Below are 12927 nucleotides of genomic sequence, written 5' to 3' on the forward strand. Positions count from 1 at the left end.
GTATGGGAAAAACGGCTTCACCTGCAAAGAGAAGAAACCGCTAATGGCTTTATAAAAACGATGATATTTCAACGCATTTCAACATTTTGAAAACATATTCAAATTTCAAACCACAGTCAACGACTAACAATACTATCGAACAGGAACGTTTCTCATAAAAAAATATTTATTACCTAAAGAAATCGATGCTAATGCCGATATAAAACGTAAGAGGCAAATTAGGTTGGGATGATTCGTGTAACACCAGGGAGGGAGACCATGAATATCCCCGAAATGACTATCGAGATGAAGCAAGGACTGCGTTCGGAGAACGTGGTGCCGGCGAAGACCGTGTCCAGACCTCCTGGTCAGAAAGACACGTCTCAAAGCGCCAACACAGACAGTGCACCGACAAAGACCGAAAAGGACAAGCAATCCACCGGACGCACGAAGGAAGAACTCTACGAATTGATCGCTGAGGCCGAAAAGCATCTTGAGGCCAATGACATCAAGCTCAAGTTCAATGTCCTGGAGAACAATGACACTATTCAAGTGGAAGTTCTGGACTCGGATGGAAAGGTCATCCGCAAGATACCCGATGACGATTTGATCAAACTGACCAAGTCGCTGAAGAATCTCGGACAAGGCTTTCTCAACGAAGTTTACTAGGCCCTTCTCCTACGCCAACAAATACGCCCCTGCCTGACTGCCGGGGCGTATTTGGCGTTTCCCCAACGCATAGGCTTGCCATCATCCGAGGGCTGAGGCATACTACATAGGACAAATGGCTATACACTCGGAGGTCATCATGTCCGATATCAGTATTTCAGCTGACACTGTCCAGACCATGGCGATGGACAATCTGTTTTCAGCCCCGGAATCGCTCACCGGTTCAGACAACGAAATTTCGTCCGGCCTGAACACCCGAGGCATAGATTCCATGGAACAGGCTGTGGCCGGTGTTGAAGTGGCTTCCCGCACTGAAGAATTTTTCGGCGCCGGAACGGATTTCAGCTCCACAGGCACCGACATTGATATCCAACAGGCCGTTGTTTCCGCTGCGGACACAGGCATTGGCAGCATCACCGACAAGATAGCCTGATCCTCGCATATGTCCTGACAAAAAAAGGCCCCAGTCTTCACGACCGGGGCCTTTTGCTATGTTCAGCCAAAGGCTACCATTTCTTGTTACGCTGTTGTTCCAGCGCCGCTTCCTGTTCTTCAAAGGAATTGAAACCGGCGTGACGCATGGCGTCCTCCACCGTATGATGCCAATCCCAACTGGCATAGATAACCGGCTTGTGGAAAACGGAACGGAACTGCTCCATCTCCTGACGGTAGAACTCTTCCTTCGGGGTCTCCATGTGGTCACGCAACTGTTCGCTGAAGCGATCCAACTCACCCTCATACCACTCCATGAAGTCTTCGGGGGACTTGTATTTCTTCAGTATGTGACCATAGCTGTTCCCCTCAAGCAGTTTCTGAAGATTGAGCATATGCTGCTGCTTGAGCCAAGCCCCCAGATCACGGGTCTTGATGTTTTCAGCTTCCACCGCTGCCATGTCGAACTTGGTCTGATGGTATGTATCGGGCACCACTGATGCGGACACGATGCCGGCAATGGCGACCAGACCGCGCAGGATGACGCTGTTGGAAACGCCCTGCCCGCAAAAGCCAACCTTCTTGCCGACCTTCTGACCGGCAAAAATGGCGGACAGAATCGCCCAGACGACCGCCGGATCCTCTTCATCATATATGTGTTGCAAACTGGCGTTGTCCCTGTCGGTGGCAAGAACCATCTGCGTCATATCATTGGAACCAATGGAGAACCCATCAACTTCCTTGAGGAATTCCTTGCACAGAATGGCGTTACTCGGGATTTCGGCCATAAGAATGACCTTGAGTCCATCCTTGCCGGATTCCAGGTTGTGCACCTGCTTGAGATACCGCTTCATGCTGCGCGCCTCTTCCAAGGTGCGGACGAACGGGAACATGATACTCAGGTTGCTGCCGCCATAAATGCCCCTGGCAAGCTTGAATGCCTCCAATTCCCAGTCATGGATGTTTCGGGATACGCCACGGTACCCGATCATGGGATTGTCTTCATGGGCCTCGAACAGCAATCCACCGAGCAGATTGCGGTATTCATTGGACTTGAAGTCCGTGGTTCTGTAGACGATGTTGCTGCCGTAGAAGGCCATCGCGAACAATGCCAATCCCTGGGACAGGGTCTGGATATAGTTTTCCTTGCCAGTGGTGTACCCCCTCGATTCGAGCAAGGTACGAATCCGATCCGGCAGGGTTGCCACCTCATCCATTTCGGATTTCAAGCCCATCTTGAGGGCGACTTCCTCGCGCAGCCTGGTGATCTTATCGATATGGGCCACAAATTCCGGGTCCGTCTTCAAACGAGCCACGTACTCGGACACGATCTTTTCATGCTGTTGGCGAATTTTCCATGCCTCGGTCCGAATCGCCGGAGTGGGTTCAAGCAGATCCTGATATCCGAACACCACGGCAACATGTGCTTCCGGATCAATGGAGGTTTTAAGGATGTCAAGACGATCAGTGGCATGAGAAATGTGTTCGTCAAGCTTGTGATCCATCTCGCGCAGACGACGATGCATGGCCAGGACCTGATCGGTGCTTCGCGCCCCCTCCTGCTCGGCCAGTGCTTCCATCTTCTTGGTCAGCCCGGTAATCAGGCCGACATATTCACGAAGTTTCAACGGCATGGTAATGAGTCCGGTGTCGAGCTGCTCTTTCATTACCTTGGTCAGCCGTCTATCCATCTGCATGATCTTGTCTTCGACCAAGTCGTTCAGGACGTCTTTGTCATAGGCTTCGAGCGCCATTGGATGGACACCGATATTCCCGAGCATGAACTCGGCGCGAAGCAGGCCGATCTCAAAATCAGGCACCTGACGTAAACGCGAAAGGAACAAGGCCTGTCCCACATCGGCCAGGATCAAACCGACCTTGGTCTTGGTGGTGGGCAGTTTTGCAATATTGATTTCACCGCCCACTTCCACCAAGGGCAGTTCGCCGCGATAGACCTTGCCTCGTGAGCCGTCAACCGTGACCTGCTGTCCTTCCAGGGACCGCAGGGCCTCAAGACGCTGAATACCGATGATGGCTGGAATGCCCAACTCGCGAGATGTAATGGCCGCGTGACTGGTGTCACCGCCGACATCGGCCAGAATGGCCGAAGCGATACGCATACCCGGCACCATGTCCGGGTCGGTGCGTGCAGCCGCCAAAATATCGCCCTTGTTGATCTTGTTCAATTCCAGTGCAGAGCGGAGGTATTTGACCGTACCTTGGCCGGCACCACGGGAAGCGCCGTTGCCCTCCAGAATGACTTCAGCGGAATCAATAGCCTTTTTATCCACTTCACGACGACGCATGAAAATGGTGTCAGGATGGTGTTCAAGATCCTCGTTCCAGCGAGTTTCCGGACGCGCCTGCACAAACCAGAGCCGATCCGTCTTGTCGATGCAGAATTCCGTATCCATGATCATATCGTCATACGCCCTGGAAATGGCTCGCACACCCTGGGCAACCGTCTCGGCCTGAGCAATGGACAAAGCCCATCGATGGACCTCGCTTTCCGACACCTTAACCACATGCGTTCCGCTACCGTCTTCCTTGTAGACGATTTTCTTTTCCTTGCAGCCCATGTAACGGATAACGACCTCACGACCCCCATCACGCTGGAAAACATAAAATTTGTCAGGAGTAACCATACCGCCGACAACCGCCTCGCCCAAGCCGTAGCTGGCGTCGATCGACACGAGATCGTTACGGTCTGTACCCCGGCACCCCGTGGCCGTATCCGCGCTGAACGCCGTACCGGATATGACCGGGTTGATCATACGCATAATGCAGACGGATAAGGAGGTATGCTCAATGGCCCACTCCTTCTTGGCCAGTTCGGCAATGGCATCGTTACCGGTTTCCTCGGCCTTGGTAATAGCATCGAGAATGGCCTCACGACGGTAGGTCATGGAGCGCAAATTATAGGCAGAAGCACAATCCCAATGGTAGGCTTCAAGGCACTCATCAGCACCAACAATATTCAGATAGGTATCCTGAAGACCGGCAAACGCCTTTTTGCGACTGTCTTCACCGGCTGCCGATGAACGAACAGCGACTGGTACATCGTCCAATCCGGCTTCCTTACATATGGAATCGTACGCTTCCTTGATTTCCTTGCCGATATCATCAGGCAATTCAACGGACAGGATAGCCGACTGGACCAAAACCGAACGCATACGCAACTGGTCGATACCTTCGGGAGAAGTGGCAAAGCCTTCAACGACATTATTAATGAAGGTGCGCAGCCGGATGGGTGTCCCCGACTGTTTTTCAGACTGCTCACGAATCTTTTTACCCACTTCCCGGACAAAATGCTGGAGATAGTCAGAATCCTCATTCACCGCGTCAGAATTCCAGTCGATCTTATTGTATTCCTTGTCCACAGTCGAACGGACAACGGCTGCATTGACCTTGGTATCATCAAGAATGGTGTGAAAAACATGCGAAGAAATCGCCCTGAATTCAGGTGCCCGGATTCCGGGTATCTGACTGATGATGGCGGTATTGTAGTTCTTGCCGCCAACGAGAAGTTCGGCATCTTCGCCAATCTTCTTGATATCGGCTCCGTTCAAAACCAATTTTTTCTTAAGAGTCTCAACCTTTGCATCGACTTTCTTGGCTTTGCCTGCCACGGCCTTCTCGGCATCAGCACTCTGGGTCTTGGCCATTTCTTCCTCCTGGAAAGCCTGCCTGGTTCTTGGCTTAAAGATCACATACGAACCAAAACAAACGACTCTCTCTATGGTGAATTATCAAAAATACACAATCAGGACATACGCTTCGAGTTACCGTTTACAGGGTAAAACAGGCGTTCGTCAATGACTCTATTGGTTGGACCACTATACCTTTTTTGCTTATAAATCTCTACCAGCAAAGAATAAAAAAGGCGCAAAAAAGGCAGCCAGGGAAAATAAAAATGAAGGCCGACACACTGTTAACGTGTGTCGGCCTTCATGCGAATACCATGTCAACGCCACTGGCTGCTGAGGTATGTTTTTATACCACTTTGCAGGGGGCTTTGTATTTTTTTATATTTTCTGGCCGCAGTTAGGACAGAAGTTGCAATCTTCGTTGGGGACATCAAACTTACACGTAGGACAAACACCGACCTCTGGTCCGAGTTCGACCAGCAGTTCTCCTTCCACGACCGGGATCATCTTTTTATCTTCAGTATAGTTCGCAGACTTGATCACACGGCGGACCGTGCCGCTGACTGGGGCCACGATAGACTTTTCTTGTTTCATTATTGAGATGTTGAACAACTCCTCGCCCGCCTTGACCTTGTCACCAGGACGAACATGCGTGACCCACAGATCGCCGTTGCTGGGCGAGCCTACATGATACTCATTGGCAGGGTCGGCCTTTTCCATGCGTTCCTTGCCGCCGACTTCAGGCTCAGCCACCTTGACCTGATGGCTCATGATCTCTGAATCAAGGACATACCGTACAACAGCCATACCGTTCTCATCCGGCTCGGAGATATCCAAAATACGCATGCGGTGCGGCTTTCTGCAATTGCCCTGGAAGTTCAAAACCTCGCCTTTCTCAAGCCCTTCAAACCACACATCTACAGGCAGGTTGTTGATGTTACCAAACTTTTCGCAGAAATCGATGGTCGTGATGGCATCGCCAGGATGGTTGAGATACATGATGAACTCTTCCTCGCTGGGCTGACGGTGGAGCCGAGTCTGCAAGGCCTTCATCTCGGCCTCAAGATCCACATCCACCAAAGTTACCAGGGGAGACTTCTCGGTACGCTCCTTGATTGCGGTTTTCCAACTGGAGCCGAAAGCGGAATTGTACACCCAGTCTTCGGGGAAGCCCAAAGGCAGCTTGCCGAACTTGCCGAGCAGCAGGTTGCGGAAAGCGTCGTTAGAGTCGCGGTACAAATCAAGCCGAGCCTCGCGTTCGAGGCCGGTAAGATCATTCTCATTGCACAGAGTGACAACGTCCAGGATGTTGAGGAGCCTGCGTACTTCCCGTTCGCCTCCGCGCTTGTAAGCGCCGGTCACGGCCAAAAAGGCCGTATTCCAGGTAATCTGGGAGCCTGGCGTCACATCGTGATAGCGGACGACCTTCCGAGTCCCTTCCAGGAACTTGAGCATGTAGGGCAAAAGCTTGATATAGCCCTGCTTGAGCGCTCCTTCCTGTGAGGAAGAAGTGGCTCCGCCGGGCATGCCGTGGCGGACCACGTCATGGTCGATCCCCTGAAAATACGGGGCGGTGTAACGATCATAGTAGGGCATGATCTGCTTGAGCTTGAAATTGGTCGCTCGGATCATGTCCTTGTCGAGATGCGTCTTGAGGCCTATTTCGTCCTCTATGTAGGCGGCGGTGGATAAGACCTCACCCTGGCCGTACCAACGGACACTGGCGCCAATGGCCACATCCACGATGTGCGCGCCAGCCTCGGCAGCCGCACCCATAGTTGGTACGAACAAACCATCGGTGTAATGCCGGTGACTGTGAATGACCAATTCGGGATACTTCTTGGTAATGGCACCGATGAGTTCCCGCATGAACCTGGGAGGACAAACGCCAGCCATATCCTTGAGGCCGAGAATGATCATCTTCACGGCCTTTTTCTTGCTGACGCCTGCCGCAGAAGCACACATGGCAATAATATTATCGGTCACGGTCAGGTAGCGTTCCACATCGAAGCCCTTGGCCCAGGACAAGGATATGGCAGGTTCGAAGATATTCTTCTTCGAATTCATGGCCACTTCGGCAAAGGGCTGCATGTTCTCGACATGGTTGAGAAAGTCAAAACAACGAATGACATCGTAGTGCTCGTTGATCATTTCTCCGGTAAGCCGCATGACATTCTTGGGCTGCGGTTTGTATCCCAGGATATTGGTGGACCGGATAAGAATCTGCTTGAGCGTATCGGGTGCAAACTTGTTCCACGCCGCCGCTTCTGCAAACGGGTAGGTCATGTTGGCAAGCATGGCCACATGAAAATGCGCCCCGCCTCCGTTTTCCAGGGAGAAGAACCCGCATTTGTCCAGGGAGGGGCCGATAATGGCATCCTCCGCCAGACGGAAACGGTTGCCGCTGTTGGACTGGGTAATGTCACGCGTAGTGGTATCAGTCATATGGATGATACCTGCCTCACGATCAGTCCGCAGGCCGTCCAGAATGGCCTCCCGGTCCATACTCCGGGTAAAGCGCGGTTCGAACCAGGAGGAAACTTCAGGGGCATCGGCCAGTTCAAAACGGCCTACGCGCTTATCGTCCCGGTTCCGGTATTCCCCAAGCTGTACATACTTATTGTAACCCATGGCCGAAATCTCGGCCACCAGACGGGTCATGCGCAGGAAATCAGGTTCACGATCCGAATAATCCATGAGTTCGGCATAGTGCTGACGAACGAAGTTGGTATCATAAACCGCATCGATAAACTTTGGATGATCGACAATCTTGCGATGGAAAGGAATGGTCGTTTTCAACCCGCCGACCATGTACTCACGCAACGAACGTTTCATCAAAGAAACGACCTTCTTCCATGAGTTGCCATAGGCTATGAGCAGCGAGGCCGCCGAATCGTAATTGGACGGGAAACGGTATCCGTCACCCACGCAGGAGTCGATGCGGATGCCCTGCCCGCCCGGAGACACATACCGGGTGATACGTCCGGAATTCGGCTCAAAATTCTTTTGCGGGTCTTCACAGTTGATGCGGCACTGCATGGCCCACTGATACGGCTTGGTGGTCTTCTCATTCAAACGCAGCTTGGAACCAAAGGAGATGGCGATCTGCTCTTCCACCAAGTCGATACCGTAACGGCATTCAGTGATACCGTGCTCAACCTGCAAACGGGTATTGACTTCGATGAGATACGGAATCCCATCGGCATCGACCAGAAATTCAACAGTGGCCAAAGAGTGATATCCGACGGCCAACACCAATTGCTTTGAGTATTCCTTGAGTTGCGCACGCAGTTCCGCAGTGTATTTGGGCCAGGGCGAAGGCGTGATCTCAATGAGCTTCTGGTGATTACGCTGAACCGAACAGTCGCGCTCATCCATGCAGAAGACATTGCCATGTTGATCTGAAATGACCTGAATCTCGATGTGGCGAACCGACGTCAGCAACTTTTCCACGTAGAGGCGGGGATTGCCGAACGAGGCCTGAGCCAGGGCTGAAGCCTTGGAAAAGGCACTTTCCAGATCTTCTTCCTGATATACTTCATATATACCACGGCCTCCGCCGCCGCCCTCGGCCTTAAGCATGACGGGAAATCCGATTTCCTCTGCCATTTGACGAGCTTCCGGAATGGAAACGGCCCCTTCGGAGCCAGGAACCACCGGCACGCCCAGTTCTATGGCGAGCTTGCGAACAGCCACCTTGTTGCCAAGGATACGCATGGGTTCCCGATCAGGACCAATAAAAATGATACCCGCTTTCTTGCATTTGGCAGGAAACGAATCATCTTCGGCACCGAATCCCCAACCGGGATGGATAGCGACTATGTCATTGGCCTTGGCTTCTCGTATGACTCTGTCCAAATCGAGATAGGCTCGAGGATCAGGACCAAGCATCAACAACTCGTTGGCCCCGGACGTTGCAGGCGAGGTTTTATCAACATCGGTCGCGGTCATGATCGCTTTGGCGTCGAACATTTCGGTTATGGAACGGCAAATGCGCCTGGCCGGGATTCCCCGGTTGGCTACAAGGATCCGTTTCCCCTTGACCTCTTCCAGTACCTGCTCAAAGGACTTCGGCTTCATGAATCTCACTGGTCTCCTAGACAGAAATAACTGAAAATAACCCTCTCGGCTCCGTCCCGCCTAATGCAGAACCTAGAGAGGAAAAATCGAACCTGAATACAGAACGGTTTCTTTCTCACCACGACGTAAAACGAGCCCCCCATTCTGGGAAAGACCTGAAAGAACAGCCTCATAGGAGATGTCATCTCCCTCCCTGACCAAGATAGTTCGTCCGAACCAGGCGAGCTTGCTCTCGACCATTGCGGTGAATCGAGTGGGTGGAATCTCGTCGAGCATGACTGCATACACATTTTTCCCACGGTTTACAAGGTTTTCCAATAGCTTCACCGGGCCACCGGAAAAGGAGGGAATTGTGATTTTTGCGGCGGATACAGAATGATCTTCTCGCAATTCGACATCCTTCGGACAATCCGTAAGATTCAACCCCAGTCCCACAATCGACACTTCATTTCGTTCTTCAATCAAAATACCGCCGACCTTCCGGCCATTTTGTAGAATATCATTCGGCCATTTGATTTCAATCGACGCTCCAAGTCCTTCCAACACCTCAGCAACGACATAGCCGGCCACCAACGGAAGAAGATGTGGCATCGCTTCGGCCCACTCGCCCTGTACCGGCGGAGAAGGCAACACAATGGAGGCATGGAGGTTTCCCGGCAGAGACTTCCATGGTCGCCGCAATTGCCCCCTGCCGCTGAATTGTTCCGCACATAAGACCGCTCCCCACTCGCCAAGCTGGCCTTTCTGGACCATTTCCGAAGCCAATTCCATGGTTGTTTCACATGCACCGACAACAACGACAGAACTGTCCACAGAAGAGTTACCGGCCAGAAAATCCACAGGGAACCCGCCACCGAGAGGCGTCCAAGGCCCAAGCTCCTGCAGGTCCGAATCCCATACAGGATGGACACTTTCAAGGCCTTCAGGGGCCGTTTTCATAAGAAAAATTCCTGGTGGAAGCATGAGTTACCTTGTGCTACAATGTGGACAATGAATATTTACCTGGCTGGCGGCGCTGTCCGCGATCTCCTGCTGGGCAGGCCCCTGTCCGATAGAGACTATCTGGTCACGAAAACCACCCGCAAGGAATTTCAAAAAGCTTTTCCCAACGCCCAGGAAGTAGGACTAACGTTCCCGATCTTCCTTGTGGACAAGACCGAATTTTCCTTTCCCAGAAGCGACTCTCTAGCCAATGAATTAAGAGCCCGCGATCTGACTGTCAATGCACAACTGCTCGACGAGAACGGGGAACTCATCTGCCATCCTAACGGCCTTGACGATCTCAAAAGACGTATCCTTAGACCTGCTTCCGCACACTCCATGGAAGAAGATCCGCTTCGTGTGTTTCGTGCTGCCCGATTCTGGAGCCAGCTCCCCGACTTCACACCCCACGAAGAGCTGCTTGAAGCCATGCAATCCGCAGCCCGCAAAGACTTGCTCAAAACCATCTCCGCCGACCGAATCGGTCAGGAGATGCGCAAGGTGCTCGAAGCGCCTGCTCCCGGAAACTTCCTGCGGCTTCTATCAAAAACGGATTGCCTGTTGCCGTGGTTTTCAGAGCTGGACCCCGCGCAAACCATCCCTGCAGGTCCTCGCCCCTATCACGATACAAATGTTCTGGAGCACACCTGTCAGGTCATGGACAAACTGGCAGGAGATGCCGTCGCGGTTTGGATGGGGCTGTGTCACGACCTGGGAAAATCGCTCACGAATGAAGAAAATCTCCCGCACCACTATGGGCACGACCTCTCAGGCGTCCCTTTGGCCGGATCATTGGCTCAACGCATCAGGCTTCCCAATGCCCTCAAGATCGCCGGCATGAAGGCAGCGAGATGGCACATGGTTGCCGCCAATTTCGATGAGCTTCGACCGGGAACCAAGGTGGATCTGCTGATGGACGCCCATCTTTCGGGCATCCTGGCTCCCCTTTTCCGTCTGGTCCTGGCCGATCACGACAAGGACTTTCTTTCTCGGGCAAAAAGAAACCTGGAAATGATTCTTCCCATCAAGCTTGCACCAACAGACATGAACCACGGAGCAGAATCCGGCAAAAAACTCAGGCAGCTTCGCGCACACGTCCTTACTGATGACGTCTTATAATCTCCTGCATCTTTTTGACAAATATAGCTGAAACGTCTACTAAAATATCAACTAGTATTCGGATGGCACACCATCCCCCATCACTACAGCATTTCGATTAAACTGGAGATCACTGAATGAGACTTGTCACACGATCCGATTTCGACGGTTTGGCCTGCGCCACCCTGCTTAAACAACTGAACCTCATCGACGACTATCTCTTTGCACATCCCAAAGATTTGCAGGACGGCAAGGTGGAAGTCACCGAAAAGGACATCCTGGCCAATGTCCCCTATGTGGAAGGATGTGGACTCTGGTTCGACCATCACACCAGCGAGACCGACCGACTGGGCGACATTGAATTTGAAGGAGCCAGCAAACCACTGCCTAGCTGTGCCCGGGTTATTTACGAGTATTACGGAGCCAGTAAATTCCCGGCCTCATATGCATCCTTCGTGGACGCCGTGGATAAAGTGGATTCTGCCAACCTGACCGCCGATGAAATAGCCAACCCCACCGGCTGGATTCTTCTGGGTTACATCATGGACCCAAGGACCGGATTGGGGCGCTACCGGGATTTCCGCATCAGCAACTACCAACTCATGTTGGACATGATCGAATACTGCCGCAGCAAAACCGCAGAAGAAATCATGGAAATTCCCGACGTCAAGGAACGGATAGAAAAGTATCAGGAAGACCAGACTAATTTCATTCAGATGCTCAATGATAACGCCACAGTAGAAGGCAATGTGATCATCCTGGACCTGCGCGATCAGGATCCGATCTACTGCGGTAACCGTTTCATGATTTATACACTTTTCAGCCAGTGCAACGTCAGCATCCGAGTCATATGGGGCTTCAAGAAACAAAACGTGGTATTCACGGTCGGCCACTCCATTCTCAACAGAACCAGCAAGGTCGATATCGGCGCTCTCATGCTTTCCTTTGGCGGAGGTGGTCACAAGGCCGTCGGCACCTGCCAGGTTGCGGACAGTGAAGCCTCGGCAACACTCAAGAAAATGATAGACCACATCAACACAAACGCCTGATCATGATCCACTAAAAACGGCTGCACTTCTCTTTGGAGCAAGGTGCAGCCGTCTTTTATTTCCAGAAACACACCACGGGCAATCCTGAAAGGAACCTCTGTGCATCTCAAATCACATGTTTCATTGTCCCCTCAAAACGGTCATGGCCCTATTCGCCTCGGCTTTGCGGTTGGCATAGAGTTTCTTGCAAAAACGACGAATGACATCCTCTACTTCCTTCACTGGCGGCAACTCCCTGACCTGCGGCAAGCCATACCCCTCAAAGTCGATCGGCATGAAACACATATCCTTATCAAGCGTAGACCCGTCCACGAGGCTGAGGTCACCCATGATCTGCTCCCGCTCGAACTGATCAGGATTCATGCCCTTGACCTGCCGAAGAATCGCAGTGGTTGAAACTGTCTCGTTCACCTTCCTGATCTTGTGGTTGATCAGGCGGGCTATTTCCTCAAGGCGGGTATAATGCATGGTTAACCGCTTTCTCCCCGGGCTTTCAGGGTCATTGTAATGCCGACCATGCACATATTCGTTCACAATGGCCTGCAATGCACCATACGCCTTGAAAACACAACGAATGTATCGACCGCGGGCCGTCAAAGAAAATGGAACGGAAGTATAAATATGCGGAGGAGCACCCTCTGCAGGTAGGATATCGGAAGGCTTCAAACCAAGAGATTCGCAAAAATCACTGACGGCATGATCATCAATCAGCAACAAACGCAGTGTGGAGGCTGCTTGAAACAAAAGTTCCACCGTGGGCAGGAATTCCTTCACCATGCCGGAAAATGCCTCAAGGGCGTTGTCCATCTCCTTTCTTGTGCCGAAAAAGGAATCGGCCATATCAGCCACCACTTCCGCCTGAAACTGATCGGCAAACTCTTTGATATTAGGCATAACTCCTCCCGATTATCTCCACTTTTTTTCACCTAATCATGCTTTTTCCCCTTTTAAGTTATCACGGTCAATATATTTACGTTGATTCAACCGTCCAA

At 52.0% G+C, this 12927-nt stretch carries 8 protein-coding genes; 4 read left to right on the forward strand and 4 right to left on the reverse strand.

What is annotated here, in order from left to right:
• The first annotated feature begins 258 nt into the window (after positions 1-258).
• Together DWB63_RS04475 and DWB63_RS04480 are read left to right on the forward strand one after the other, a co-directional pair.
• Positions 259-648, forward strand: coding sequence for a flagellar protein FlaG (locus DWB63_RS04475; RefSeq protein WP_128327615.1), 390 nt, complete (start codon positions 259-261; stop codon positions 646-648).
• 139 nt (positions 649-787) lie between these two features.
• Positions 788-1081, forward strand: a complete 294-nt coding sequence (locus DWB63_RS04480) for a hypothetical protein (protein WP_128327616.1) — start codon at positions 788-790, stop codon at positions 1079-1081.
• A 73-nt stretch (positions 1082-1154) separates the two neighbouring features.
• Here DWB63_RS04480 and DWB63_RS04485 read toward each other — a convergent pair whose 3' ends face one another.
• From DWB63_RS04485 to DWB63_RS04495, 3 genes are all read right to left on the reverse strand, one after another.
• Positions 1155-4745: a PEP/pyruvate-binding domain-containing protein gene (locus DWB63_RS04485; protein WP_128327617.1), complete on the reverse strand. Its 3591-nt coding sequence runs from the start codon at positions 4743-4745 to the stop codon at positions 1155-1157.
• Between the two features lie 360 nt (positions 4746-5105).
• Positions 5106-8807 carry a pyruvate carboxylase gene (locus tag DWB63_RS04490; RefSeq protein WP_128327618.1) on the reverse strand — a complete coding sequence of 1234 codons (3702 nt, stop codon included), beginning with the start codon at positions 8805-8807 and terminating at the stop codon, positions 5106-5108.
• Positions 8808-8879: 72 nt separating this feature from the next.
• Entirely contained in the window at positions 8880-9746 is an 867-nt protein-coding gene (locus tag DWB63_RS04495; protein ID WP_241648619.1) for a biotin--[acetyl-CoA-carboxylase] ligase, read from the reverse strand.
• A gap of 51 nt (positions 9747-9797) precedes the next feature.
• Between DWB63_RS04495 and DWB63_RS04500 the strand changes: the two genes are divergently transcribed.
• Positions 9798-10907, forward strand: a complete 1110-nt coding sequence (locus DWB63_RS04500; protein ID WP_128327620.1) for a tRNA nucleotidyltransferase — start codon at positions 9798-9800, stop codon at positions 10905-10907.
• A 116-nt stretch (positions 10908-11023) separates the two neighbouring features.
• Positions 11024-11935, forward strand: coding sequence for an exopolyphosphatase (locus DWB63_RS04505; RefSeq protein WP_128327621.1), 912 nt, complete (start codon positions 11024-11026; stop codon positions 11933-11935).
• 120 nt (positions 11936-12055) lie between these two features.
• Here the strand turns inward: DWB63_RS04505 and DWB63_RS04510 are convergent, their stop codons facing one another.
• Complete coding sequence (locus DWB63_RS04510) at positions 12056-12829, reverse strand: hypothetical protein (RefSeq protein WP_128327622.1); 774 nt, start codon at positions 12827-12829, stop codon at positions 12056-12058.
• Positions 12830-12927 lie beyond the last annotated feature (98 nt).

Source organism: Pseudodesulfovibrio sp. S3, assembly GCF_004025585.1.
Taxonomy (GTDB): domain Bacteria; phylum Desulfobacterota; class Desulfovibrionia; order Desulfovibrionales; family Desulfovibrionaceae; genus Pseudodesulfovibrio.